Raw genomic sequence first — 25,753 nt, 5'->3', positions numbered from 1 at the left:
CGGACCGACGCGCTCCGCTACCGACTATTTGATCTGGTAGTATGCCTTCAGCGCGCCGATCACGTCAAGCGGATTGCGGCGCAGGTCCTTGGCGCTGAAAAACACGTCGCCCCTCACTTGAGGGTATGTTTCATTGAACTTGAGCTGGTTCACGATTTCGGCCGACGTCTGCCAGCCCGCTTCCGACGTGCCGAGTTTGTATGGAGAATGACCGATGAAAAGCTTGACGTTGCTTCCGTCGACTTCATGCGCCCACCATTGGACGAGCTTGTCATAGCCGGCCGCGGGGTAACCGATGCTCCAATACAGCTGCGGCATGACGTAATCGACCCAATTGCCGCGAATCCAGGAACGGACGTCGGCATGCATGTCGTCATACGCGGTGACGCTTGCGTGCGTGTCCGACCCTGAGGAATCGTCGGATTGATTGCGCCAGACGCCGAACGGACTGATCCCGAAAGAGACCTGCGGTTTGGCGGAATGGATCGCCTGGCCGAGCTTTTTGACGAAATCGTTGACGTTGTCGCGCCGCCAATCGTCTTTATTGGCGATTTTCTTGGCGTTATAGGCGAGGAAAGCCGCGTCGTCATCGAAATTACTGCCGGACGGATAGAAGTAATCGTCCAGATGAATGCCGTCGATCGGATAATTCTTTACGACTTCCATTATGACGTCGATGATGTGCTGGCGGGCGGCTGGAATGCCCGGATTGACATACAGCTTTCCTCCCGCGTTTACGATCCAATCCGGGTGGAGTACGGCGACATGCTGCGGAGACAATCCGTTGAGCGTTGCGTCGGTGTTCGCGCGGAACGGGTTGAACCAGGCATGGAACTCCATGCCCCGTCGGTGCGTTTCTTCGATCATGTAGGCCAGCGGATCGTAGCCCGGGTCTTGGCCTTGTACGCCCGTTAAATATTTGGACCAGGGAGCCAGCTTGGACGGATACAGCGCGTCCGCGTTCGGACGGACTTGCACGTAAACGGCGTTCATGCCCATTCCTTGCAGGTCGTCCAACAAAACGGCGTACTCTTGTTTCTGGGTGTCCGGAGAGCCGTAAGAAGCGACCGACGGCCAATCCAGGTTATACACCGTCGAGATCCAAGCCCCTTTGATCTCATGGCCGGGCTTGGTCATCAGCTGAATCCATTGCGTCGTCGGATTCCATTTGACCTGAAGCCCCAAACGTTCGCTGATGAACCGCAACGGTACGGTGACCCGGTTATTCGTGAGCGCGACCGGAGCGTCGAGCGCCGTTTTCGCGCCCCCGACCGTCGCCGTTTTTTGGCCGACCTTCATGATGATGGTCGTACCGGACTTCCGGATCGTTACCGTTTTCGTCTTTTGCGTCCAAACGACGTTAGCGCCCAGCCCTTGGCTGATGACGCGAACCGGCACCATGGTCAGATTGGCTTTCGGCATGATATAGGGAGCGACGTCGCTTTGAATCCATTTGCCGTCCAGGTAAATGCGGATGCTGCTCGCCGCTTGGGCATGACCTGCCAGGGAGAGCGCCGTGAATCCGCACAAGACCGCGAGCAAGCCCGCAGCCCATTTTCGAAACCGCATGTTAACATTTTCCTCCAATCTCTATACAAGCCTGAAAACGGCTATACTGGTTTGACGCTTTCGATGCCCCAGTCGTTGCTTCGGAATTGGATTAAAATCGTCTCATTTCAAAAATTGCCGCAAAAAAAAGAAAACCGCCGGGAAGGCGGTTTTCCGCATGTTCGAAATCGGCTTACAGTTGGTTGAACGTGTCCGTCAGCACCGGAACGATCTGGGACTTGCGGGACACGACGCCTTTGAGCACCGCCTTGTTGTTTTCCAACTTGACGTTGTAGGCTTTCTCGACGGCTTCTTTCTTGGCGCCGAGCGCGATGCCGATCGAGTCGTTGTTCAGGATGTCGGTGACGACGAACAGGAACAGGTCCAGGCCTTTGGAAGCGATGATGCCGTTCAGGGCGTCTTCCAGCTCAGCCTGGCGGCTCAGCACGTCGTTCACGTCGACGGCGTTGACTTGGGCGATTTCCACTTTGGAATTGCCCATATTGAATTCCTTGGCGTCCAGCGAAATCAGCTGCTGGATCGACTTGTCGCTCAGGTCCGCGCCTGCTTTCAGCATGTTCAAACCGTACTCTTCCGCGTTCACGCCGGCGATTTCAGCCAGCTCGCGAGCTGCGGCGACGTCTTCGTCCGTGCAGGTCGGCGATTTGAAGAGCAAGGAGTCGGAGATGATCGCCGACAGCATCAGGCCCGCGATTTCCTTGCGGATTTTCACGCCGTTTTCCTTATACAGCTTGTTGAGGATCGTTGCCGTGCAGCCGACCGGCTCCGCGCGGTAGTACAGCGGCCCTGCCGTCTCGAAGTTCGCGATGCGGTGATGGTCGATAACTTCGACGACTTTCACTTGGTCGATGTCGGAGACGCTTTGCTGGCGCTCGTTGTGGTCGACGAGGATGACGTTCTTCGCTTCGCTTGCTGCCGTCTCGATCAGGCGGGGAGCTTGCACGCCGAATTTGTCCAGCGCGAATTGCGTTTCCCCGTTCACTTCGCCAAGGCGTACGGCCTCGACTTTCCATCCGAGTTCCTTCTTCAGCTCCGCGTAGGCGATGGCGGAACAGATCGTGTCCGTGTCCGGATTTTTGTGGCCGAAAATCAACGTTTGATCCATATCAGGGCTCCTCGATAGTTATTTGGCGAGACAAGTATACTCTACATCGCCGCCTACAATCAAGAGATCAACCGATCGCCTAAACAGCCAAAGGAGTGGAAGTTTACTCCACGGCGTATGCGGATCGGATCCGCTCAAGCCCATAAACGGCGATTTCCAAGGCGGACCGTCCGCCCACGTCCTCTTGGAACAGCTCCAGCGACAGGAACCCGCGATACCCGGTATCGTGCAATCTGCGTGCGAGCAAGCGGGACGGCGCGACTCCTTCGCCCGGGAACACGCGGTCACGATCGGCAATCTCGCTTCTTTCAGGAGAAGCCGGATAATCGTTCGCGTGGACGATGCCGATCGCGTTAGCGCTTAAAGAGGCGATCCCTTCGACCGAACTGCCTCCCGTGTACATATGAAACGGATCGAGCAGGATTTTGGCGTCCCGCACTCCGCTCTCCATCGCCACATAAATGGCTTCGCTCAGGCGGGACAATCGCTTGGCCCGGCCCCAAAACTCGAGGTACGGTTCAACGCCGGCTCCCCGGACGACTTCCGCGAGCCTCGCATAATGAACCGCCATCTCGTCAAGAGATACCCCTTCCACGTCGCCGAACGGAGGAGCGGCTACGGCGACGCATCCGAGCCCGGCGAGCATTTCCGCTTCCCGCTTCGCCTGAAGAATGCCGGCTTCCCGGACTCCTTCGTCACGGTCGGCCCAGCGGAAGAAAGCAATGGCGTTCGCCAGCGTGAGGCCGGACTCCCGGAGCAGGCTCCTCAGTGAATGAAGAGAGCCTCCGTGGGCCACATAAGCTTCGATATCTTTCACCCACAGCTCGATGCCTTCATACCCGGCTTCCGCCGCTACGCGGATTTGGGCTTCCGCATCGAGCCGGTAAGGAAATAACGTGGAGGCGTTCAGCGACGCCCGGAACGGAAACATCACACGCTCCCGCCTTTCTCTTAAGTAGGTTGTAAGTCCGTCGCGACGAACACCCGGTTCGGAGGATACAACGAATCGCCGTCCGGCTGCGGGATCCATTCCCGGTAGGGCGGATTGTAGTACGTTTTCCGGTATTTCGTCGCGGTCATGCCTTTGACGGAGCGGAACACCCGGCAAAAATAATTTTCGTCCGCGAAGCCGACCGAGAACGCCACTTCCTTCACGGAACGCGTGTCGTTCAGCAGAAGCTGGCACGCACGCTCGATGCGGCGTGAGACGATCATTTCCCTCGGCGTTTTGCCGAGGTGCCGGACGAACGACCGCGACAGATGCTCGTGCGTCCAGCCGACCTGCTGCGCGAGGCTCTCCACCGTTAAGCGATCCTCCAGCAGCCGGCGGTCGATCATTTCCAACGCCAGGGCGATCGGCGGCGGCAGCCGCGACGGCTCGGAAGCCGCCGGCTGATCCGATACGTAGCCTTCGAGTTCGGTGAGCAAAGCGTGCAGAAGCGCGCCGCCTCTGCGCTGCAGCCGCTCGGGGAACGCATAGGCGATGTATAGAATTTGCTTCATCATCCCGACCAGCAGCTCGCCCTCGTACGGAATCCGCGAAGGCCCTCCCGGCTTGAACAACGGATAAAACGGAGCGGCCTCCACTTCTGCTCCACCCGGCTGGGAAAAATGGATGAACAGGTGCCGGGAAGGTTGGGTGCGGTCATACGTATACTCGTGACGTTCACCAGGCCGTGTGAGAATGAAGCAAGGCTTGTCGAGCGGGATGGCCTCATCTTCGCAACGGTAAACGCCGCGGCTTTTCTCGGGAAAATAGAGCAGCTCGCAATCGGGAATCGTGCGGGGCCCGAGACTTGACCCCGCCTTCATCACGTAATCCCCGAGCACCCGGATTGACGGCATGAAACCGGCTTGCTGCATGCTTATCCCTCCGAACGATTCCCCGAGAGGCCCATCCGTTGCAAATTTCGGTAGCTGATCGTCAAGCTTTCGATCGGATCGCGACGGCTCAGGTCCTGCTCCACGATCAGCCATTCGGTGCCCGCCTCGTCCGCGGCTTGGGCGATCTTCGTGAAATCGAGCGTCCCTTCCCCGACTTCAGCGAAAAACTTCTCCTCGCCCGGCTCCATGTCCTTGATGTGCAGCAGCGGGCAACGGTTTTTCAGCTTGCTGACATACTCGGCCGGGTCCTCTCCTCCGCGGGCGACCCAATAGGTGTCCAGCTCCATCTTCACCCACTCGGGATTCGTCTCGCGCAACAACAGATCAAGTGCGTAATCGCCGTCGAATTTCTCGAACTCCCAGTCGTGGTTGTGATAGAGCAACTGCACGCCTGCCTCCCGGCATCTCCTGCCGATTTGGTTGAGGCGATCCGCTTTCTGTAATACGTCGTCTTTTGATGCGAATTTGAGAGACAGCGCGATGAAACGGCCGCCCGTCTCGTCCAAGTAGCGGAACAGCGCCTCCCAATCGGCCTCGAGGCTGTCGAACGGCCCATGGGTGCCGATAACTTGCAGGTCCAGGCGATTCAGTAAAGCTTTCTGCTCCGCGACGGTTTTGCCCGCCGGCGGAAGTCCGATTTCAATTCCGCGATAGCCAATGGCCGCCAGCTTCTCGAGCGTGCCTTCGTAATCCTTGGCCAACTGGTCTCTCACAGTATAAGGTTGAACGCCGATCGGAAAAGGTCTCACGGTCACAGGGATCTCTCCTCGTTATTGGGAATGGATTGTTGTTCGATCAAACATCCAGCCGGTTGTATTTCAAGCCTAGCGGCAGCGGAGCCGGACGTTCCAGATCGGTCTGCAAATGGATATGGCGCTCCTGCTCCGACGCTTCGAAAATGCCGAGGGATACGTCGAGTACGTGCCGGGCCAGCTTTCCGCTTGCACGGTGAGTCCTTCCCAAGCGAATCGCATAAGCCATGTCGGCAATGCCGATGCCCCGGCTGTCTTCCGTGAAGCCGTGCGCGAGCGGGATTTCTTTCGTTTCCCCGTTCGGGAATCTGATCGTCGGCTGGCCCCCGAAAAAGTTCGGGTCGGGTACGGTCAGATTGCCTTCGGTTCCGAAAATCTCCAGCCGAGGGAAATAACCGAAGCTTTCTTTGGCCGCCTGGAAGCCGCCCACCACGCCGGAACGAAAATCGAACGTCGCCGTGACGTTGGTCGGCGCTTCAACCGGCACCGTGTCGCCGAATCGGTGGGACTTGGGGTTGATGATTTTGATTTCCTTCGCGAGCTGCCGGGCGGAGCCGGTCACCCGGGCAACCGGACCGAGCAGGAAAACGAGAGCCGTCAGGTAGTACGGTCCCATATCGAGAATCGGATCGCCGCCAAGCTTCAGGAAGTTCTGGAAGTTTGGGTGCATGCCGGACGATGCGTTGCCCATGATGATGACGCCGTTCGCCGCGTAGGGGGTGCCGATCCATCCGTCGTCAATGATTTTCCGGCACGTCTGAAGTCCGCCGCCCAGAAAGGTATCCGGCGCGCAGCCGACGAGCAGTCCCTTCGCTTCCGCCAGGGAAAGCACCTCATCCGCGTCTTCCCGCGTTAAGGCGAACGGCTTCTCCGTGTAGACGTGTTTTCCGGCTTGCAGTGCTTTCAAATTAACCGCCGCGTGGGCTGCCGGTGCCGTTAAGTTCAGCACGATTTCGATGTCCGGGTCGGCCAGCAGCTCCTCTACTGTGCAGGCTTTCGGGACGCCGAATTCATCCGCCCGCTTGCGCGCCAGCTCCGGCACGAGATCCGCAACCGCTGCGACTTCCACGATGTCGTTAAACGTTTGGGTGCAGTTTTTCAGATAGATGGCACTGATTTGACCGGTACCGATGACGCCGATTTTGACTTTGCGCATGGAACTCACCTCTCGATAAGATGGACGCATGCTCCCATTATTGCGTATGGATAGCGCTTCCACAATGGAGAATTCCAAAACAAAACTGGACAAATTTGATCTCGACGAGCTTTGCACTTAGTACGTGTACCGGTCCCGCTCACGCTCACGCAGTTTGATTTTGCACAACTAAATCGAACTGCGCGGAAGTTTGCCACGAACTTTTTCACCTTTCCCTCTTGGCGTCTATAACCTTCTATAATACGATTACCTTACGAACTCATCCCAAATGAAACTTCGCCGGAGCTCGCGCGTATTGCTGAAGTGTGAACCTTATTTTAGGAGGACGAAAATCGATGTCTTTGTTCAAACGCCTGCGTGATCTTACTTTATCGAACGTTTACGCGCTGATCGAGAAAGCGGAGGATCCGATCAAATTGACGGATCAATACATCCGCGACATGACGGAAGATCTTCAAGACGCGGAGAAAGCCGTCGCCTCGCAGATCGCGCTGGAGAAAAAATTCAAGCAGCTGTTCGAAGAACAAGCGGCACTCGTGCAGAAACGCACCGAGCAAGCCCATATGGCCGCGCAAGCCCAGAACGTCGATCTCGCCCGCCGCGCGCTGGAAGAGAAGCATGCCGCCGAGCAGAAGAAGACGGAATACGAAACTTCCTACAACCAAAACAAGCAGCTCGCCGACAATCTGAGAGCCAAACTCGACGACATGCGCAAGCAGCTGACCGAAATGAAAAACAAGCGCGAGACGCTGGTGGCCCGCTACAACGCCGCCAAAACGCAGGTCGAGATCAACAAGGCGATGTCCGGATTCGGCTCCGACAGCGCCGCCGCGGGACTGAAACGCATGGAAGAGAAAATGCTGCAGATGGAAGCGCAAGCCGAAGCCGGCAACGAGCTTTCTTCCTCCAAAGGCAAGTCGCTCGACGAAGAATTCGCGAACCTCGGTAAAGACAAGAAAGTCGAAGACGAGCTGGCGGCTCTTCTGAAGCAGTACGAGAACAAATAACCGCCCATGAGCTTATTCAAGAGAATCCGCAACATGATGAGCAAAACGGAGCCGCCGGCGGCTCCGCGCAGCATTTTGACGCTCGGGCCGGGAGATTTCTGCGAAGTGTCCCTTGTCACCTACCAAATCATCGGACGCACGCAGAATCCCCGCCGCCGAAGCGTGATGCTCACGCTGCAGGACGGAGCCGAAATCCGCTACCTGCTGATCGAAGAACGCGAGCAAACCGTCTACTCTCTCTACAAGCCGATTGACGGCAGGCTCGACTCGATCGAGAACGTACCGATGACGATGGAGTTGGACGACGTCGTCTACCACATGGAAGAGCAGTATAACGGCTTTATCGTCACGACCGGCAAAACGCCGTTCGCGAGCGGCGGCGATCAATCCGTCTGGCAATACCAATCGGACGACCGCAAGCTCCTGCGCATCGAATGGCTGGACGGACGCTTCATGCTGTACGAAGGGGAATCCATTCTCCCCGCCGACGTGGAGGTCATTCGCGGGAACTGAACCGCTGAACCGCACAGCGCCAATACGAACAGAGGCTTTCCTTCCGGGTGTATCCCCGGCGGGAAAGCCTCTTGTTATTGCACGTAGTTGCGATTAAATGATCAAGCTGCTGATGGCGAAGCTGGTACCGATGAACACGAAGCACAGCAGAACGCCCACCGCCATGTTCCCTTTTTGCAGATGCTCGGAAATTTTCAGCCCCGGCGTCACCAGCTCGAAAATCCAGTACACGGCGATTAAGATGAGATACCCGACCGCGAACCACAGCATCATGTACCAAATGGAAGTGTTCGTATAAGCAGAGACGCCCAGAATGATGGCGGTAGCCAAAAATTTGCCGCCGAACGCAAGGCCGACGGCCGTATTGCCGTTACGCAGCTCGTTCAGGTCGTTAAACGGCGTCATCCAGCTGAACACGAGCATGCCGATCAGCTGCAGCGCCACGATGACGGCTACGCTGACGAGCAGATTCAAAGCAACGGTCAATTCGCCCACCCCCGGAATTTGGCATACGCCAAGTCGTAATTCGCGAAATCGTGCACTTCTTCCAGAAGCACCTCGACCTTTTTCTCGTTCTTCATTTCGTTATACCGTTCGTCGTTGATCGGCTGCTTGATCTGGTTGCCGGAAGGCAGGGACAAGACGGCGAAATTGCGGGTTTTCCCCTGGTATTCCGTTTTGTACACCCCGACCAAATCGACCTCGGATTTCAGCGATACTTTCAGGTTCGCGAGATCCTCTTTGGCGCTTTTCTCGTCCTTATAGGATTTGATCGTATTCCAGGACGACAGGTGGATATCGCTCTTCTGCTGGGAATTCGTCGTCAGCTCCGCGTCCATGTATTGCAGCGTCCAGACATCGTCCCCCGTCGCGTAATTCCCGTCGTTCGGGAGCAGCTCGTTATCCGGCAGGATGGTCATGTCGCTTCCGATCAGGTCGCCGACCTTGCCTTGCACGATCCGGTAGTCCCACGGCACTTTGGAAACATCCACGTCGGCCGAACCGCCATTCGAACTCGTGTCACCGGTGTAGAAAACCGAATCCGAATCCGAGCAAGCGGACAACAGCATCCCGATCAAAGCAAGGGGCAGCAGGAACCCCGCGATTTTCCGCTTCATTCATTTCACTCCCAATGCGATAAAATGGCTGGCATTGCCCGTGATGGGCCCGCCGGCGCGCCCCAGCATGCCGCAAGGCGTCCCGTTGATGACGAACATGCCGGTCAACAGGTGGAACTCTCCGAAGGCCGTGGAGATTTGCGCCAGCTCGGCTCTTTTCTGGTAGACCACCGGGAACAGCGTGCTCGTGTCGAAGCCGTCTACGTCTTCGAACTCCAGCTCTCCGCGGGGATCGAACAGCTTGACGGAGCCGCCTTCCCTTCCGAACATGGACTTGGACACGAAGCTCCCTTCGAACACCGGCTTGTTGTAGGTCGGAAGCATGAATTGCCCGATGGCGTCCCTCTCTTCCGCATCGAAAAGAAGGCCCAGTTCGTACAAGCCCCAAGCGGCCGCCTGCAGACCCTTGGATTGAAGCAAAATGCTGTGCGGCGGGTTGAACAGCTCCAATTCGCCGGACTCGATCGCGTAAGCGAGCGCTTCTCCCCCGTCGTCGATGGCCATCCACTCTTTGGGGTACAGCGCGAACAACCGACGGACGGTTCGATCTTCTCCGTCCTTCAAGACGCCTTCATCCACCCACAAATCGAGGCAATCGACGCACTTCACGTCCAGTCCGCTGTGCCTGACGAGCGCCTCAATCGTGCCGGAATCTTCCAAATGCGAACCGTAATGGACACACGCGGCCGTATCCGGCCGATCTGCCGCCCATGCGGCTTCCACCAAGCCGGCCATGCGCGTGTTCGGCGAATCCAATCCGGCCTGCCCGCACATCCAAGGCGTCGCAATCGACGCTTCTACGTAACCGGTCGGCGTATCCGCGTTAAGCTCGAGCATTTTAATGTCGCCTTCGTTTGAAATCGCGAAATCGAATCTCGCATACCGGCTGATCTGTCCTTCGGGCGGAACGGGCAGCAAGTCGAGAGAATCCCAAAGGACAGAAGGAATTCCGATCAATTGATACAGATCCCTCTTCCCGACCACATAGCGAGCGGTTTTGTCGAACACGCGCCACAGCAGGCGAGACGCCTTCTCCAGCTCTTCGTAGATGTCCCGGCGCATCGCGACCGCCTGATCGATCCAGTAGCTCTCGCCCTCCAAGTCGGCCCAAGCGAATCCCATCTCCATCAGTTGGCGTACTCTCGCTTCCCGATCGGGAGAGGGGCTGCCGACCACTTCGAAAACGCCGCTCATCCTCCGAAACCGCCGAACGAATGCGAGCTGCTCGAGCTGGAGCTGCGCGTGCTGGAATTGCCGCCGATGCCGCCCTTGCTCGAAGAGGTGGAACGGCGGGTAATCGAGCCCGTCGTATCGGACGTCTTCGGCCTCACCGAGGACCCCGGCACCGACTTGTTCTGAAAGTCTCCGCTCGTATGAGTCTTCGGTTTGTACCGCGTCGTCGTTCCCCCGTAATAGGTCGGGTGGGAATTCGTCCACGTCGTGGACGAATACGCGGTCCCTCTATTGAACAGCAAATGGTACAAAATAAGGTCGTCCCATCCGAATCCGGAGGACGTATGGACGATCGTCGTTCCGCCGGAACCGCCTCTGCCGCCGCTAACCGCACCTTGGTCCGTGCCTTGCTGCTCTTCCCCTTTGCCGTCGTCCTGCAGGGGCAAGTTCCAGTCTACCGCGGCGTCGTAATATTGCTTGACCGCTTCGCTGGACCATTCGACCAGCTTCGGCCCGTTGCTTGCGTCCGGCGACGACGTCGCTGCGGAGGAGGCGCCCGCCGGCATCAACGTGACGTTCGCCAGCAACGCGATGCCGAGCGATGTCGACAGGATCCGCAGCGGCTTGCCGTCCTTCGTGAACAGTCTGGCGCTCAGTTGTTCCGCTTGCTTATCATCCTTATTCAAAACGCGGTTCCCCCCTGCCCGTTCGGCTTACGCATTCCTCATCGGAACGACCAAAATCTCCAATTTGCCGGTATCCAAGTTGAGCCGGCCTTCCACTGTCTCGTATTCTTGGCCCCCGACCGTCACGTAATTGACGTGTTCCAGCGCGGCGACCATGTTTAAGGTCCACGTTCTCTCGTCAATCTGGCCCAGCTCCCCGCCGGCCAGCTTCTCGTACAACACGACGACCATCTCGTTACCCATTGTTCGTGCATCCTTCCGTCTTCAAATATGTAAGGAAATACGTATTCTCCACGGGAACGTTTCAGAGTAAAAACCGCCAGGGAGCCCTTCTTCCCTGACGGCCGTCATCATCGGGCTGCTATTCCTTGCTGTTGTAAAACACGTGCCTGGCCTCCACATTCCCGCCATCGATCACCAAAATGCCGAACGAGAATTGCTTCTGCCTCCGCTTGTCGGTCGGCGATCCCGGGTTGAACAGCAGAATGCCGCCTTCGCTCCGCATGAGGGGAATGTGAGAATGTCCGAAAACGACGACGTCCGCTTCGTCCGCCCCGAACGCGGACGCGGCGAAGCGTTCTGCCGTCACTTTCGAGTTCGAACTATGCCCATGCACGAGCCCGATCCGAGCGTCTCCGATCCGAACCGTTTTCCGCAAGCCGAACTTCTTGACCAGCAATTCCCCGTCGTTATTCCCGGCCACGCCGTCGACGGGCGCAAACCGCGCGAGCTGTTCGTATACTTCTTCGCTCGTCCAATCCCCCGCGTGGAGGATCCGGTCGGCGTCCGCGAGCTCAAGAACGAGCCGCTCGGGCAATTTCTTGGCCATGCGGGGCATGTGCGTGTCGGACACCGCCACGACCTTCAGCATGACGCCCCCTCCTAATCTTCAGGGAATGACGAGTTTTCCTTGGTTGAACAGCTCCCGCTGGGCGGCGGTCAATCCCTTGGTCTTGTCGTTTGCTTTCACGCCGGTCAGCGTAATACGGTACTTTTTCGCGATATAGTCCTGCAATACTTTCATCCGATCCGGCGTCATGTCGGCCAGCTCGTACTTCCCTTTGATCTGCCCCAAAATGATGCCGATCGATTCCGCGGCTAGCGCGGTTTGCGCCTGGATGCGCGCACTGCCGTAGGCGACGGCCGATGCGCCGACGTTCTTGCCGGCCACGATGACGTTCTTGTACCCTTTGGCTTCAAAGGAACGCAGCGGCATGCCGTATTTGTCCGGGTTGCCTTTGCGCGAGCCCCACTTGCTGTTCTGCGTCCCCTGCAGGTCGATCTCGTACCCGCCGATGCTGACGTTATCCCAGTACATCCGGCCGCTCATCAGATCCGTCCCCTGCAGAACGTATTCGGTTTCGTACCGGTCAAAGTCTCGGATGTACAAGTAATCCGGATACCCGTTGACTTCCGCTTTGGACCAGCCGGGCAGCGTTTTACGCAAATAGGACACGATTCGCTGCGTCTGCGTTTTGCCTTCTTCGACGGCTCTGCGGACGCTCGCTTCGTCCGACGGATTCACGCCATACACGAGAAGCGCGTTGATCAGCACTTCGCCGTCCCTCTGGTTCACGGTATTCAAACCGCGGAGAAACCATTCGTCGCTGCCCGAGTCGTAACCGGCTCCCACTTTGCCGAAACCCCACGTGAAAGTGGTGTTGACGAACGTCTCCGAGCCGTATTTGGCTTCTCGCTGCGCCTTGCTGAGCTTCATGACTTCCTTCTGGAAAACGGCCCAATCGACGTTTTTGAACTTCAGCATGAGGGATGCGGCCATATAATCGGGAGAACCGTCCGGGGAACCGAACACGGTCTCCATGCCGGGAATGCGGCGAAGCCCGAGCTGCGAGGTCAACGCGGCGTAATCCGTGTTTTCCACGACGTACCGGGGATACACGGTTTTCTCCTCGCCGTTTTTGGTGCGATAGGCGACCGAATCGACGAACCGTCCGGTCGCGTCGGGATCCTGCCGGACGTCGACGCCGGTCAGCGTGATGCCGGATTCCATCGGAATTCCTTTCACCAATTTATCGTAATACGCGCGGAACTCGGATATTTTGCGGATTTTGCCGTTTTTAAAGGCGTCGAATAACTCTTTCATCCGCCCTTGGAGCAGCACTTGGCCGTTATCGCCGAGCGGTTCGTCGAGGAACAGCATCTCTCCTTCGAGCAGCTGGCCGCCCGGTTTGGGACGGGGATCGAGGACGACGACGGAAAGCCCTTCGTCCGCGGCAGCGCGCGCCAGATACATCCCTTCGATTTCGGAGCCGATGATGGCGATGTCGGGGTGGGTCGGATCGGAAGCCGCCTCGGCATTCCGGGACATCCCCCACTGGAGCGGAATCAAAACGGTCAGCGAAACGACCAACGCGAGTGCGGAAGTAATCGGTTTTTTCATGGATCGGTCTGTCTGGTCCTCTCTGGCGCCGCCCGGATCGGCTCCTTGCGGCGGTGATCGCGAAGCTTTCCATTAGTGTAATCGAACGCGCAGGTTCCGTAAATGACCGATTCGGCCGGACCTGCCGAATAAACGGAAAAAGCTGCCCGCCGGAACCGTTATGGCCCTGACGGACAGCTTAATATGCTTGGAGAGGTCACCGATAAAAATCGCGAACCCAGCGATGGGCTTTCAGCTTCTCGACCTGCTCCTTCGGCAGTCCTTGGCCGTCGCCCACTTTCATGTTGCGCTCTACGTTCGTGACCGTGCGCATGCCGGGGATAACCGTGGACACCGCCGGATGGCTCAGCACGTAGCGAAGGGCGGTTTCCGCCATCTGTTCCGTGCCGATCCCCAGATCTTCGGTGATCCTCTGAACGTGCTCATGCACTTGCTGTTTCCGGTCGTCTTTAAAATAGTTGTTGCGGAAGTCCCCTTCCGGGAACGTGCTGTCAGGCGTGATGCGCCCGGTCAGGCCGCCTTCATCCAGCGCCACGCGGACGATCACGCCTACGTTATGCTTCTGGCACGCGGGCAGCAGGACGTCTTCGGGGCTCTGATCGAAAATGTTGTAAATGACCTGAACCGAATCCACGACTCCGGTTTCGATCAGCTTGACCGCGTTCGCCGGCTGATGGTCGTTGATGGAAACGCCGAAATGGCGGATTTTCCCCTGCTCCTTGAGCTTCCGTACGGCTTCCAGCCAGTCTCCCTGCCCCACCCACTCATCGGACCATACGTGGAACTGCTGGACGTCGATCGCTTCGAGCCCGAGATTGCGAAGGCTTTGTTCGGTGCAGGCGATGACGTGGTCGGCCGGGAAAGCGTCGTTCGCGCTGATGCCGGCAGGCGCGGGCCACTGCATGTTTTTCGGCGGAATTTTCGACGCGACGTACACTTGCTCGGAACGGGAGCGGATGATTTCGCCGACGAGCTTCTCGCTGTGTCCTTCGCCGTAACCAAGCGCGGTATCGATGAAGTTCAAGCCGAGATCGATCGCGCGGTTGAGCGCGGCGAGCGACTCGTCGTCCTTGGCCCCGAGCCACATGCTTTTGCCGATGCCCCAAGCTCCGTATCCGATTTCGGATACTTTCAATCCGGTTTTGCCTAGCGTGCGGTAATGCATTACGATTTCCTCCGTTTCATGAATCCCCTGATTGGCTTCCCCGGCGCAGCCATGCAATGGGAGAGCAAGATTTCGACAGCGCCGAGGCTTCCGGTTATGCTACAACTGAATAGGGTTAACCTGGCTTCCATTCCCTATACTTACCCCGTAAAGGAGTCTCCCATGCAACATCGAATAGACGAGCCCGGCACGATGCGGTTGACGCCGCCGCCGATTTTCAGTTTCGAACATACCTTAGGCTATATGGCCCGGTCCGCCAATGAATGTCTATACCGGATCGAAAATGGTACCATCATCCGCTGTGTTCCGGTCGGTCCGCATAAGCCCGTTGTGGCGGTCGGAACCGATCCGGACGGGTCTTTAAGCATTCGGATATCGGGCGTTGAACCGGCCGACCTCGACCGGGTGAGCGTTCCCATCCTCGAATACGTCACGGATTGGCTGGATCTGCGCACGGACTTGGCTCCGTTCTTCAAAATCGCCGACCGGGATCCGTTGCTTTGCGGACCTGCCGAATCGTTTCGCGGCCTGCGCCTCGTCGGCGTACCGGACCTTTATGAGGCGATCGGCTGGGCCATCCTCGGCCAGCAGATTAATCTCCCGTTCGCGTACACGCTGAAGCGGCGCTTGGTCGAATCCTTCGGCGGCTCGGCCGTGGACGGCGAAGGCGTCCGCCATTGGATTTTCCCTGCAGCTGAAACAATCGCGGCCTTGAACCCTGCCGATCTGATCCCGCTCAAGATGACCGCGAAGAAAGCGGAATATTTGATCCATACGGCCCAACTCGTCGCAAGCGGCACCTTGACCAAGGAAAAGCTGTCGGCCGCCGGCAGCGCGTCCGATGCCGAGCGCCTTCTCACTTCGGTGCGCGGCATCGGTCCTTGGACTGCCCATTATGTAGCGATGAGATGCCTGCGGTTTCCTGAGGCGTTTCCCATTCAAGACGTCGGGCTGCATTTGGCGATCAAGAAGCTGCAAGGCGCGGACCGAAAGCCGACGCTTCCGGAAATCCGGGAAATGGCGTCCCGCTGGACCGGTTGGGAAGCTTACGCGACTTTCTACTTGTGGAGAACCTTGTACTGACTGCGTTTTATAACGCCCTCGGATTGCGCTTATCCTGCCTCCCCATTCGGGCGTCCCGGAAACGGAACGCGGCGAAGACGGCAAGCAAGCTGACGCAGAACGCCGCGTAGGTGCCGATCAACAGACCGATATGCATGTTCGGGAACAGGATGGACGAGCTGATGATCCCGAACAGCCAGATGTGGGACAAATTCCCGATGACCGACGACCATAAGTAGGAGGAGAACCGGATCGGTGAAACCGCCGACATGAACGAAATCAAGTTGTTCGGCATGATCGGAAGGGTCCTCAGCAGGATAATCGCCCAAATGCCGTACCGGTCGAACGACGTCTGCCACTTCTCGTAACGCTCCAGCCGGTGACCCCATTTGCGCTGAACGCGTTCCGCGAACAGAAATTTGCACACCAAGTAAACCACGATCGCGGACACGACGCCGGAAATCCAACTGGCGATCAGGCCGTCGACCACGCCGAGCGCGGAAATATGGATGAAAATGAGCGTAGAGAAAGGAAATATGCCCAGAAAGCCCTGCAAGAGGGCAAGCGGGATCGTCACGAAGAGCAGCATCGCGCCGGTTAGCCCGGTCAGCTCCACCGCCCTGCCGATCCAGTCGTTAAACCAATCTCCCATGAATCCTTGCTCCTCGTAAAACTGTGCTTATTCTTAAACAATACACCAAGCGGCTTAAAATATCCTGAAATCTTCTTGCTTTTCGTAAGAAAAATCCTGCTGGGAACCTTAATCGCACAAAAAATCGGCCCTTTAAAGCGGGCCGATCGGATACCTCGTTTATAGATCAAGGGATATTAACTTGGGGTGGCGCAGCACGCCTTCGTCCGTCACTTCGGAGCCCGTCACGCGGGCGCCGATCGGCACTCCAAGCCAGCGGATCCGCTCTCCCCGGGCAGTCGGCGGTTTCCTTGGGAGATGCCCTTCCATGGCGTCCGACGCGTCGAGCTGCCGCAACTTATCTTTCAGGGCGCCGTTCAGGCCCGAGGACACGCGGCCGAAATAGTCCCCATTCTCCTTCATGATCATGCTGGCTACGCGGCCTTCCCGCCAGACGAGGCCGACGATCTCCACGTCGAATTCCGGCATGCTTTTTCGCTTGTACCAATCGCGGTGTTCTTTCCCTTCCCGGTACGCCGAGGACAGCCTTTTGCACACGATGCCCTCCCAGCCGTTTGCCTGCACCCACTGCCAAAGCGCGGTGCCGTCCGGAAACAGGTCAGTCGTGAACAGAGGAGCTTGCCAGTCTGCCGCCAGCTCGCGGAGCCTTCGGTCCCGCTCTTCGAAGGGCAGGGATCGCAGGTCTTCCTCACCGATCCGCAGAACGTCGAACACGATGTACTGGACTGGGAGCTTGTCCGCCGCTCGCCGAATACCGCTTGCACCCGCCGCTTTGTTCCGCTGCTGCACGAGTTGGAAGCTCGGCCGGCCGGTAGCGGGATCGAGCACGACGGCCTCCCCGTCGAGCAGCAGCTTGCCCGGCAGGCTCGACAAGGCCTTCGCGATTTCGGGGAACTTGCCTTCGGCAGGCAGCATGTTCTTGGTGAACAGCCTGACGCCCCCTTCTTCTACGTTCGCGATCAGGCGGTACCCGTCCCATTTGAGCTGGAATCCCCACTCGGCCCCTTGGGGAAGGCGATCCGTTTGAAGGGGGGACATCGGTTTAAACGGGCGCATCGTCATGCGCCCGTTTTCTTCGGCCGTTTGGCCGGCTTCGGTTTCTTCTCTTCTTCATCCGAGCCCTTCTTGGCAGCGGAAGCGGCGGCTTTCTTGCCCTTCTTGGCGGGAGCCTGCGCTCCTCCTTGGGCCTGGCTCAGACTCGCCTTGAGGGCTTCCATCAGGTCGATGACGTTGGTCGGCTTCTCCTCCGGCGCCAGCTTGACGTCTTTTCCCTCCACCTTGCGATCGATCGCTTCCTTCAGCCGGGCCTTGTACTCGTCTTCGTACTTGTTCGGCTCAAAAGAAGAGGTTAGTTGGTCGATCAGCATTTTGGCCATCTCCAACTCCCGATCGTCCACGCTCTCGTTTTCCGGAAGATTCGGGATTTGCGAGACGGGGCGCACTTCCTCGGCGTAAAACATCGTCACCATCGAGAGTACGCCGTCCACGACGCGGATCGCCGCGAGGCTGCTTTTAGACCGGATCGTTACGTTGGCAATGCCGATTTTGTTCGTCGTTTCGAGTGCCTTGATCAGCAGCTGGTACGCGCGCGAACCCGTGTCGCCCGGCCCAAGGTAGTAGGTTTTCTGGTAGTAGATCGGATCGATCTCTTCCAGGTCGACGAAGTCGAGGATCCGGATTTCCCGAGAATTTTCCGAGGAAATCGCTTCGAGCTCTTCCTTGTCGAAAGTGACGAAATGGCCGGGCTCATACTCGTAGCCTTTGACGATGTCGCTCCACTCCACGTCCTTCTCGCATTTTGGGCAAGTGCGCGTATAGCGGATCGGCTCGTTGTATTTGCGATGGAGCATTTTCATCGGGATGTCGTTGTCTTTGGTGGCGGTGAACATTTTCACCGGGACGTTGACGAGGCCGAAGCTCACCGCGCCTTTCCACACCGTTTGCATCGTTAATCCTCCCTCTGCCCGGGCACTTCATTGTCGGAGCTTCCGTAGCGGTCCAGCGTATCCCAAGTTCCCGCTTCGTCCGGCATGATCGGCGCCGTCATTTCGTAACGGTCCGTCGGCCGTGCCGCGCCTTCCGTCAATCCGGCATGCTCGACACACGTCGAGGTCCAAGGCACCGCTTCGAGGCGCTCATAGGGGATGGGTTCGCGGCACAGCTCGCATTGGCCGTACGTTCCCTCGTCTATACGCTGCAACGCGGCTTCCACCGAAGTGAGCCTCTGTTCCAGGTTTTCGTCGATCGCATGGTCACGTTCCCGCTCGAACGTTTCCGTCCCCATGTCGGCCGGATGGTTGTCGTAAGCGGACAGTTCGCCGCCCGAATCTGCGCTTAGCATGTCCCCCGTCGTTCCATTTATTTCAAAATGGTGCTGCAATTCGTCTCTTTCCTCGGTCAGGCGGTTTTTCAGGGTTTGCAGCTGTTCGTCGTTTAATCGGTTCATGGGAATGCCTCCTCGGATCGTATTGCGGTTTCCGGCTCCGGATTCCGTATGTGTTCCTTACCCGACCGGGACGGAGAATGAAGCATTCGGATCATCCGCCCTCTGTACATGCAAGCCCTTATCGTCGGACCACTCCGCGTAGGCGACTTGCTCGGTGCCGGAGAGGCCTTGTTCCCGGAGTTTGCCGTACAGCCAGGCCTCGTCCTTGCCCAGGAAACGGAGCGCGTCCCCGTCGATTTGCCCTTTCGCAATCACGATGGCCGGCAGCGAAACCTTCTTGTCCGACTTACGGAGCACGCTGAGGCTGCCGTTCGTTTCGAAGATTCCATAGGCGACCTCCGTCACGGAAAATACTTCTGCTTCCCTCAGCAGCATATGGAGCTGGTCGAAGTCGAGATTGCTCTTCTTGAGCGCCTTCTCGTCCACCAATCCGTCACGGATGAGCAGCACGGGGCTTCCGCTCACCCGTTTGGAAAGCCAGGGGAACGTGATCGCCAGCTTCTCGAGCCCGAACGACAGCAGCGTCCACAGCGCCAAGGCGAAGAGCAGCTGCGGAATGCTCGCTTCCTTATCGTAAACCGTGTTGCCGACCAATTCGCTCAGCATCAGCGAAGAGACGAAATCGAACGCGGTCAGCTGTGAAATCTCCTTTTTCCCGAGAATCTTGGTCATGGTCCATAGAGCAATGAAGGCGATAACCAGCTTGGAAGCGATCTGGACATAAATCATCAGCACCCCCTCCTTCGTTACCAAGTAAATAAACGAGAGAGGAAGCCGCCAATCGGGCGGGTGAAGTTGGAAACGACGAAAAGCCGCTCCCCCTCAGGGTAACGGCTAAGTTCGTATCCGGTTCGACGCGGTTAAATCGCGGGCATGACGTTGCCGCCGTTCACCGGCACGTACGCGCCCGTGATGAAGGAGGCGAGATCCGAAGCGAGGAACGCGACGACGTTGGCGATTTCCTGATCCGTGCCGCGGCGGGCGAGCGGAACGGTACGCTCGTACTCTTCGCTATGCTCCGTCTGGTTCTCCCGATCCCTCTCGCTGATCGTCCATCCCGGCGCGACCTGATTCACGGTAATCCCATGCTCTCCCACTTCCTTGGCGAGCACGCGGTAGACGCCGTCCATGCCGCGCTTGCCGGCCACGTAAGCCGATTGCGTTTTGAAGTTCTGCATTGAACACTCCGTGTTGATGCCGATCATCCGGCCGTGTTTGTTGCCGATCATATCCGGTACAAATAGCTGCGCCAAATACACGTTCTGCATGACACAGGACTCGAATTGGCTTTCGTAGTCTTCCGCGGGCTGTTCCAAAATGGACGTCCACTGGTATTGGACGACCGCGTTCGCGACGACGATGTCGACGCGGCCCAGCTGTTCGTTGACCTTGCGCTTCATGGCCTCCAGCGACGACCGGTCCGTCACGTCCGCCTGCACGGCAACGCCGCGCCGTCCCATTCCCTTGATTTCCTCCAGCAGCTCGGCGGCTTTCGCTTCGTTGCTCTGGAAATGGATGACTACGTCCGCCCCCGCGTTCGCGAGCGTGCGGATCATGACGCGTCCCAACTGTCCCGTCGCTCCCGTCACGAGAGCCGTTTTCCCCGATAAATCGATGGCCAGCATCTTTTCCCCGTCCCCTCTCCTTTTTCCGAAGCCGGCTCAGTCCCGCTCGTAAATCGATCCGGAACGGCTGGCGAAAAACTCGGCGTACACTTTCTCCGCGTAGGCGTCCGTCATGCCGGACAGATAATCCGCGACGAGCCTCTCCCACGGCCAGCGGTCCTTGTGCCGCTCGTATTGCTCCAACCAATCGGGCGGAACGATGAGCCTCCCGGTTTCGAAACTCTTAAAACTCTCCCACAACCGGCCGATCATGACTTCGCTCCGCTTGTGCAGCCGCTGGACCCGAAAATCCTGAATGAGCGTCACCCAAGCTAGCTTCTTCAAAATCTCCATCGTCCGAAGCAGCTCCACGTCTTCCCGGCCGTCCCGGATGAACGTCACCCGTTTCCAGCCGGTCGCCGGATCGTCGATGATGCCGACCTGGCTGGCGAATTTGCCGACCCACTGCGCTTTGATTTCGCGCCGGGCGCGCGATGGCTCTCCGCCGTTCTCGGCGTACAGCCGCTCCCACTGCTCCAGGTATTGAATCAGCACACGTTTCACCATCGCGTACATGTCGACTTGGTCCCACGCCATATCCTGGTTCGTCGAATCGTTCACGATTTCCTGCATGAGGCTGCGGATCACGCGGTCGTCCTCGAAGAAGGTCCGGTTCATGTGGATTTTGCCGGCCCGCATGCCGTCCTCCAAATCGTGCGTCGAATAGGCGATGTCGTCGCACAGGTCCATCAATTGCGCTTCGAGCGTCGCGCAGCCGTCCGGCATGCCCCACAGCTGGCGGAGATGCAAGATGCTCTCCCACTCCGACCGGTAAACGCCTTTCATGCGTCCTGGATCATCGATGCAATAAGGATATTTGTTCACGGCGAGCAATACGGATGCGGTCAGATCCAGGCCGCTGTCGCTGCCGGCCCGCTTCTCCAGGAACATCAACAGCCTGAAGTTCTGGGCATTGCCTTCGAACTTCAAGCCGTGCTCGTTCATCAGCAAGCGGTTGAGGACCTCCTCGCCCTTATGCCCGAACGGAGGGTGGCCCAAATCGTGGGCCAGCGCGGCGCATTCCACGACCTCCGGATCGATCATCAGGCCGGGATGTTCCCTCTTCGCGAGAAAAGGGTGATTCTTGGCGAGCTTGCGCGCCACCTCGCGGGCGATCTGAGAGACCTCGAGAGAGTGCGTCAGCCGCGTGCGGTAATAATCGCCGGAGCCCGCTCCGAACACCTGGGATTTGCCCTGCAGGCGGCGGAACGAGGGCGATTGGACCAACCTGGCGTAATCTTTCTCGTATTCGTCCCGGTCTTCGCTGGCGTGCGTTGCCGAGGATTCGTCCAAACGCATTTTGCGTACGTTCATGGTGACCCCATCCTTGCCTGGAATGTCATTCTCATTATTCTACACGACCGAGCCGCAGGAAGAAACGAAAATCCGGCCCTATCGGACCGGATTTGTCAGGATATCTATCATGTAGCTTCCCAGTTGTGCGTTAAGCTGCGGGAGCCGCTATCCTGCGGCAAGCCTCGGCGCAGCTGCGGCAGACTTCCGCACAGCGTTTGCAATGCTCGTGTTCGTGGCGAGCGCATTCTTCTCCGCAGGCGTCGCAGATTTGCGCGCACAATTCGGCAATCGATGCGGAGAACGGCGTTCCTCTCGAGAGCGCGTCCGCCGCATAGAAGCAGATGGATGCGCACTCCCGGTCGAGCCGGATGCAATCCTTCATCATGCCCGGATCTTCTTCGTTCAAACAGCTATAATAGCATCGGTTGCAAGCCTGCACGCATTGCATGCATTCGCGGATGCAGTTTTGAAGAGCGGCATCGTCCATCATCGTAGTCGTGTGCATGGGGTCGACCTCCGTTTCCTTGATGTTCCCAGGTTCTAATTAACCGCTGGGCTTCAGGTGAAACGGATTGTCTTGATGCGACGTGCGGAATTTCAGCTCCCCGCTCCGCCTTGTTCGGTGAGCAGCCACTCGCCCGCGATACCCGGCGTCGTCATTTGGACCGGATCCAGGATGACGTCGATTTCTTCCTTGGTCAGCAGGTTCCGTTCCAGGATGAGGTCGCGGATCGGCACGCCGGTCGCGGACGCCTCCTTCACGAGACGCGCGGCGACTTCGTAACCCAAATGAGGATTCAATGCGGTCACGATGCCGAAGCTGCGGTCGACGTATGCGCGGCACAGCTCGCGGTTGGCGTCCATCCCTTCCAGCGCGTAGCGCAGAAAGACGTCGGCGGCGTTACGAAGGATTTTGAGCGACTGAAGCAGATTGAAGGCGATGACCGGCCCCATCACGTTCAGCTCGAATTGTCCCGCCTCGCACGCCATGCAGATCGTATGGTCGTTGCCCATCACCTGGAACGCGACCTGGTTGACGACCTCCGCCATGACCGGATTCACTTTGCCCGGCATGATCGAGGACCCGGGCTGTCTCGGCGGGAGCTGCAGCTCCGCCAGTCCCGCGCGGGGACCCGAGGCCATCATCCGGATGTCGTTGCAGATTTTCGAAAGGTTCACGACGCATACCTTGAGCGATGCGGATAGCTCCGTATAAGCGTCGGTGTTCTGCGTGGCATCGACGAGATCCTCCGCCCGGCTGAGCGGGATGCCCAAGTCATCCGCCATATAATCCACGACGAGCCCGATGTACTCGACCTTGGCGTTCAGTCCCGTGCCGACCGCGGTCGCCCCCATGTTCACCGTAAGCAGATTGTTCGCAGCCCGCGTGATGCGCCCGATATCCCGTTCCAGCACCCGCCGGTACGCCCCGAACTCTTGTCCCATCCGGATCGGCACGGCATCCTGGAGGTGCGTTCTGCCCATTTTGATGACGTCGTCGAATTCCTGCTCCTTGCGGGCGAATCCTTCGGCGAGCGCGTTCAACGCTTCCAGCAGCTTCTGCGTCAGCCGGTAGGCGGCAATTCGCAAGGCTGTCGGGATGGCGTCGTTCGTCGATTGGGCCATGTTCACGTGATTGTTCGGGCTGCAATGGAAATAGTCGCCCTTGGCATGCCCGAGATGTTCCAATGCCCTGTTCGCCAACACTTCGTTCATGTTCATGTTAATCGAGGTACCGGCGCCGCCCTGTATCGAATCCGACAGGAATTGGTCAGCGAATTTACCTTCGGCCACCTCATCAGCGGCCTTGATGATCGCTTCCGCGATGGGTTCGGGAAGCAGCTTCAGCTTCTCGTTCGCCCGTGCCGCCGCTTTCTTCACGTGCGCGAGCGCCCATAGCAGCTCCGGGTGAATCGGTACGCCCGTGATCGGAAAGTTGTCGACCGCACGCATCGTCTGAATGCCGTAATACGCTTCAAGCGGGACTTCTTTTTCGCCCAGAAAATCTTTCTCGATCCTGCCTGCCGCCAAGAGAACATCCCCTTTGCATGGTCGGTTCCAATATCTTCCCTTATTGTATCAAAACCGCGCAAACAAAACCCGTCCTGAGGTGGTAATCGTCAACTGATTAAGAAAAAGCGGAGCCTAGGAGCTCCGCGGAATTCGAATCGTTATGCGTTCAACAGTTTCTTGTACAGCTTGATCACGCTCACGTGCATGCCTTCATGATACAGATTGAAGGTCAAGAACTGTTCGGTTGTCGACAATGTGAAGCCTGCGGACGTCGTGTACGGAGGCGTGATTTCCTCCTGCATCCGATGCTCCAGTGCCTCGCGGATTCGCCGATGCTGATCCCGCAGCAACGCCTCCAGTTCGGACAGCGTCGGAGCGGGGCCTTCCGCCGTGGAAGTCAGCGGAGACGTACCGGATTCGAACCGCTCTTTGAAGCCTTCGGGCATATGAAGCGGAAGCCCGATGTACTGAAAGGCGAACCGCTCCAGAACCGAATAGATGTGCCCCAAATTCCAGCGGATCGAATTCCGGAAGCCTTCGGGAATCCGATCTGCCATATCTTCGGTTACCCCCTCCGCCGCCTTTAGCGTCTGCTTGCGCACGGACTCCAACTGCTTGAACAAAAAATGCTCCATCTCCCACATCTCCCTTAACGTAATGGAAACGCGCCGGCGATCCTCTCGTACGAACGTAACCGCTCGCCGTAATCCGGGATCATCGTCACGAGCATAAACTCATCCGTCTCATATGCTTCCGACATCGCCAGCAGGCGGGCTTTAACCGACTCTGCCGTGCCGACGAGCAGCCGGTCTGACGGCACCCGTTCGCTCTCCCCCTCGGCTTGCTGCCGGAAAAGCGCGCCCGCAGATGACGCCAGCTTCGCCGCTTCCTCATCCGTATCCGCGCAAATCACGCCGACGGCGACGATCGTTCTCGGGTTCGGGCACAACGCCGAAGGAACGAACGACTCGCGGTACGCGCGCAGCGTTTCCTCCCCGCCCGTTTCGCTCATGAACCGGCCGAACGCGTATCCAAGCCCGAAGCGGGCGGCATACTCCGCGCTTCTCCTGTTCGTGCCGAGCATCCATACCTCCGGCGGCACCGTGGGTCTCGGCCTGGCGCCGACCGGCTCGCCTTCATACGTGTAGCTATCCTGCAGCAGCCTGACGACCGCGTCCACCTTCTCGGGCACCCGCGACACTTGCTCCAGGAAGTTCCCGCTCAGCGCCATGCTGACATGGGCATTGCCGCCCGGCGCTCGGCCGAGACCGAGATCGACGCGGTCTGGATACATCGTCGCCAGCATCCGAAACGATTCCGCCACCTTCAAAGGGCTGTAGTGCGGAAGCAGCACCGCGCCGGAACCGATGCGAATCCGCTCCGTCCGCGCGCCGATATGGGCGAGCAGCACTTCCGGCGACGGGCAAGCCAGCTGCGGCATATCATGGTGCTCGGCAACCCAGTATCTCGAATAGCCGAGCTCTTCCGCCCTCCGGGCCAGCAAGGCCGCCTGCTCGAGCGCGATTGCGTCGTCCCGCCCGCCGTAGACGGGAACGAGGTCCAGCACCCCGAGCTTCAATTCGCCTTCGCCCATGGCACGTCCATTCTGGTCACGCTCATTTCGAGCATCGTCACGCCGTTTTCGACGAAAGAGCCCAAGTAGCGAAAGCCGCACTTCTCGTAGCAGCGGATCGCCCGTTTGTTGTCCTCTCTCACCGTCAAATAGACGGATTCGATAAGAGGATCTTCGAACGTTTCCTCGATCATCTTCCGCGTAATCTCCGTGCCCAGTCCCCGCGAATGCAGCACGGATTCGCCGATCATCACGGAATATTCGACGGACGCCGTTCCGCGAATCGGCTTCAGCCCAACCCTGCCGATCAGCTTATTCCCTGACAGTATGGCGTAATACCGATACTTCGGCCGGCCCAGCTTGTCCTTCCAGTAGTCCGTCAATTCCTTGAGCGTATAAGACTGGAACGGCTTCGCGTTCGCGGTCACATGCAAATCGGGATCATTGTACCAATCGAGGAGATTCGGCACGTCTTCCAATTGCATCGGTCGATAAGTCCAAGAGATGTCTGTCTCCAT

The 25,753-nt window shown here is 58.2% G+C and carries 29 protein-coding genes; 3 read left to right on the top strand and 26 right to left on the bottom strand.

Annotated features, from left to right (window positions below):
• Window positions 1-24: 24 nt before the first annotated feature.
• The 6 genes from EAV92_RS05935 to EAV92_RS05910 form a co-directional block, all read right to left on the bottom strand.
• The gene (locus tag EAV92_RS05935) at window positions 25-1,569 is read right to left on the bottom strand and encodes a family 10 glycosylhydrolase (protein ID WP_123040208.1); all 1,545 of its coding nucleotides are present in this window, start codon (window positions 1,567-1,569) and stop codon (window positions 25-27) included.
• 172 nt (window positions 1,570-1,741) lie between these two features.
• Window positions 1,742-2,674 (bottom strand): manganese-dependent inorganic pyrophosphatase, encoded by a 933-nt coding sequence (locus EAV92_RS05930; RefSeq protein WP_123040207.1) that lies wholly within the window; start codon window positions 2,672-2,674, stop codon window positions 1,742-1,744.
• A gap of 103 nt (window positions 2,675-2,777) precedes the next feature.
• Window positions 2,778-3,605, bottom strand: a complete 828-nt coding sequence (locus tag EAV92_RS05925) for a sugar phosphate isomerase/epimerase family protein (protein WP_164472636.1) — start codon at window positions 3,603-3,605, stop codon at window positions 2,778-2,780.
• A gap of 20 nt (window positions 3,606-3,625) precedes the next feature.
• Window positions 3,626-4,537: an AraC family transcriptional regulator gene (locus tag EAV92_RS05920; protein ID WP_123040205.1), complete on the bottom strand. Its 912-nt coding sequence runs from the start codon at window positions 4,535-4,537 to the stop codon at window positions 3,626-3,628.
• 2 nt (window positions 4,538-4,539) lie between these two features.
• Window positions 4,540-5,313, bottom strand: a complete 774-nt coding sequence (locus EAV92_RS05915) for a sugar phosphate isomerase/epimerase family protein (protein WP_164472635.1) — start codon at window positions 5,311-5,313, stop codon at window positions 4,540-4,542.
• A 40-nt stretch (window positions 5,314-5,353) separates the two neighbouring features.
• Window positions 5,354-6,466 carry a Gfo/Idh/MocA family protein gene (locus EAV92_RS05910; RefSeq protein WP_123040203.1) on the bottom strand — a complete coding sequence of 371 codons (1,113 nt, stop codon included), beginning with the start codon at window positions 6,464-6,466 and terminating at the stop codon, window positions 5,354-5,356.
• Between the two features lie 335 nt (window positions 6,467-6,801).
• Here EAV92_RS05910 and EAV92_RS05905 point away from each other — a divergent pair, with 335 nt between their 5' ends.
• Window positions 6,802-7,473, top strand: a complete 672-nt coding sequence (locus EAV92_RS05905) for a PspA/IM30 family protein (RefSeq protein ID WP_123040202.1) — start codon at window positions 6,802-6,804, stop codon at window positions 7,471-7,473.
• A 6-nt stretch (window positions 7,474-7,479) separates the two neighbouring features.
• Window positions 7,480-7,986, top strand: coding sequence for a DUF4178 domain-containing protein (locus tag EAV92_RS05900; protein ID WP_123040201.1), 507 nt, complete (start codon window positions 7,480-7,482; stop codon window positions 7,984-7,986).
• 93 nt (window positions 7,987-8,079) lie between these two features.
• Here EAV92_RS05900 and EAV92_RS05895 read toward each other — a convergent pair whose 3' ends face one another.
• The 8 genes from EAV92_RS05895 to EAV92_RS05860 form a co-directional block, all read right to left on the bottom strand.
• Complete coding sequence (locus tag EAV92_RS05895) at window positions 8,080-8,472, bottom strand: DUF350 domain-containing protein (protein WP_123040200.1); 393 nt, start codon at window positions 8,470-8,472, stop codon at window positions 8,080-8,082.
• Complete coding sequence (locus EAV92_RS05890; RefSeq protein WP_123040199.1) at window positions 8,469-9,104, bottom strand: hypothetical protein; 636 nt, start codon at window positions 9,102-9,104, stop codon at window positions 8,469-8,471. The genes EAV92_RS05895 and EAV92_RS05890 overlap by 4 nt, the downstream gene beginning before the upstream one ends.
• On the bottom strand, window positions 9,105-10,298 hold the full coding sequence (locus tag EAV92_RS05885) for a glutathionylspermidine synthase family protein (RefSeq protein WP_123040198.1): 1,194 nt from the start codon (window positions 10,296-10,298) through the stop codon (window positions 9,105-9,107).
• Entirely contained in the window at window positions 10,295-10,963 is a 669-nt protein-coding gene (locus EAV92_RS05880) for a hypothetical protein (protein ID WP_123040197.1), read from the bottom strand. The genes EAV92_RS05885 and EAV92_RS05880 overlap by 4 nt, the downstream gene beginning before the upstream one ends.
• 27 nt (window positions 10,964-10,990) lie before the next feature.
• The gene (locus tag EAV92_RS05875) at window positions 10,991-11,206 is read right to left on the bottom strand and encodes a hypothetical protein (protein WP_123040196.1); all 216 of its coding nucleotides are present in this window, start codon (window positions 11,204-11,206) and stop codon (window positions 10,991-10,993) included.
• A gap of 118 nt (window positions 11,207-11,324) precedes the next feature.
• Window positions 11,325-11,834 carry a metallophosphoesterase family protein gene (locus tag EAV92_RS05870; protein ID WP_123040195.1) on the bottom strand — a complete coding sequence of 170 codons (510 nt, stop codon included), beginning with the start codon at window positions 11,832-11,834 and terminating at the stop codon, window positions 11,325-11,327.
• Between the two features lie 18 nt (window positions 11,835-11,852).
• Window positions 11,853-13,364 carry an FAD-dependent oxidoreductase gene (locus EAV92_RS05865; protein ID WP_241158451.1) on the bottom strand — a complete coding sequence of 504 codons (1,512 nt, stop codon included), beginning with the start codon at window positions 13,362-13,364 and terminating at the stop codon, window positions 11,853-11,855.
• A gap of 196 nt (window positions 13,365-13,560) precedes the next feature.
• Window positions 13,561-14,529, bottom strand: a complete 969-nt coding sequence (locus tag EAV92_RS05860; RefSeq protein ID WP_123040194.1) for an aldo/keto reductase — start codon at window positions 14,527-14,529, stop codon at window positions 13,561-13,563.
• A gap of 162 nt (window positions 14,530-14,691) precedes the next feature.
• Between EAV92_RS05860 and EAV92_RS05855 the strand changes: the two genes are divergently transcribed.
• On the top strand, window positions 14,692-15,612 hold the full coding sequence (locus EAV92_RS05855) for a DNA-3-methyladenine glycosylase family protein (RefSeq protein WP_241158450.1): 921 nt from the start codon (window positions 14,692-14,694) through the stop codon (window positions 15,610-15,612).
• A 7-nt stretch (window positions 15,613-15,619) separates the two neighbouring features.
• Here the strand turns inward: EAV92_RS05855 and EAV92_RS05850 are convergent, their stop codons facing one another.
• From EAV92_RS05850 to EAV92_RS05795, 12 genes are all read right to left on the bottom strand, one after another.
• Window positions 15,620-16,243 (bottom strand): TVP38/TMEM64 family protein, encoded by a 624-nt coding sequence (locus tag EAV92_RS05850; RefSeq protein WP_123040193.1) that lies wholly within the window; start codon window positions 16,241-16,243, stop codon window positions 15,620-15,622.
• Between the two features lie 159 nt (window positions 16,244-16,402).
• Window positions 16,403-17,305 (bottom strand): ATP-dependent DNA ligase, encoded by a 903-nt coding sequence (locus EAV92_RS05845; protein WP_241158449.1) that lies wholly within the window; start codon window positions 17,303-17,305, stop codon window positions 16,403-16,405.
• The gene (ku, locus tag EAV92_RS05840; RefSeq protein WP_123040192.1) at window positions 17,302-18,189 is read right to left on the bottom strand and encodes a non-homologous end joining protein Ku; all 888 of its coding nucleotides are present in this window, start codon (window positions 18,187-18,189) and stop codon (window positions 17,302-17,304) included. Before ku ends, EAV92_RS05845 begins: the two co-directional genes overlap by 4 nt.
• 2 nt (window positions 18,190-18,191) lie before the next feature.
• Window positions 18,192-18,689 carry a TraR/DksA C4-type zinc finger protein gene (locus EAV92_RS05835; protein ID WP_123040191.1) on the bottom strand — a complete coding sequence of 166 codons (498 nt, stop codon included), beginning with the start codon at window positions 18,687-18,689 and terminating at the stop codon, window positions 18,192-18,194.
• 57 nt (window positions 18,690-18,746) lie between these two features.
• Window positions 18,747-19,418 carry a DUF421 domain-containing protein gene (locus EAV92_RS05830; protein WP_123040190.1) on the bottom strand — a complete coding sequence of 224 codons (672 nt, stop codon included), beginning with the start codon at window positions 19,416-19,418 and terminating at the stop codon, window positions 18,747-18,749.
• Window positions 19,419-19,549: 131 nt separating this feature from the next.
• Window positions 19,550-20,314 (bottom strand): SDR family NAD(P)-dependent oxidoreductase, encoded by a 765-nt coding sequence (locus tag EAV92_RS05825; RefSeq protein ID WP_420888804.1) that lies wholly within the window; start codon window positions 20,312-20,314, stop codon window positions 19,550-19,552.
• A gap of 36 nt (window positions 20,315-20,350) precedes the next feature.
• Window positions 20,351-21,667, bottom strand: a complete 1,317-nt coding sequence (locus EAV92_RS05820) for a deoxyguanosinetriphosphate triphosphohydrolase family protein (protein WP_123040189.1) — start codon at window positions 21,665-21,667, stop codon at window positions 20,351-20,353.
• Window positions 21,668-21,797: 130 nt separating this feature from the next.
• The gene (locus EAV92_RS05815) at window positions 21,798-22,154 is read right to left on the bottom strand and encodes a four-helix bundle copper-binding protein (RefSeq protein ID WP_241158448.1); all 357 of its coding nucleotides are present in this window, start codon (window positions 22,152-22,154) and stop codon (window positions 21,798-21,800) included.
• Between the two features lie 92 nt (window positions 22,155-22,246).
• The gene (gene aspA, locus EAV92_RS05810) at window positions 22,247-23,680 is read right to left on the bottom strand and encodes an aspartate ammonia-lyase (protein WP_123040188.1); all 1,434 of its coding nucleotides are present in this window, start codon (window positions 23,678-23,680) and stop codon (window positions 22,247-22,249) included.
• Between the two features lie 140 nt (window positions 23,681-23,820).
• Window positions 23,821-24,297, bottom strand: coding sequence for a DinB family protein (locus EAV92_RS05805; protein ID WP_123040187.1), 477 nt, complete (start codon window positions 24,295-24,297; stop codon window positions 23,821-23,823).
• Between the two features lie 14 nt (window positions 24,298-24,311).
• Window positions 24,312-25,256, bottom strand: coding sequence for an LLM class flavin-dependent oxidoreductase (locus tag EAV92_RS05800; RefSeq protein ID WP_123040186.1), 945 nt, complete (start codon window positions 25,254-25,256; stop codon window positions 24,312-24,314).
• Entirely contained in the window at window positions 25,238-25,753 is a 516-nt protein-coding gene (locus EAV92_RS05795; protein ID WP_338134398.1) for a GNAT family N-acetyltransferase, read from the bottom strand. Before EAV92_RS05795 ends, EAV92_RS05800 begins: the two co-directional genes overlap by 19 nt.

This window comes from Cohnella candidum, assembly GCF_003713065.1.
Lineage (GTDB): Bacteria > Bacillota > Bacilli > Paenibacillales > Paenibacillaceae > Cohnella > Cohnella candidum.
Note: the sequence above shows the minus strand (reverse complement) of the source record. Positions and strands in the feature narration are given on the sequence as shown.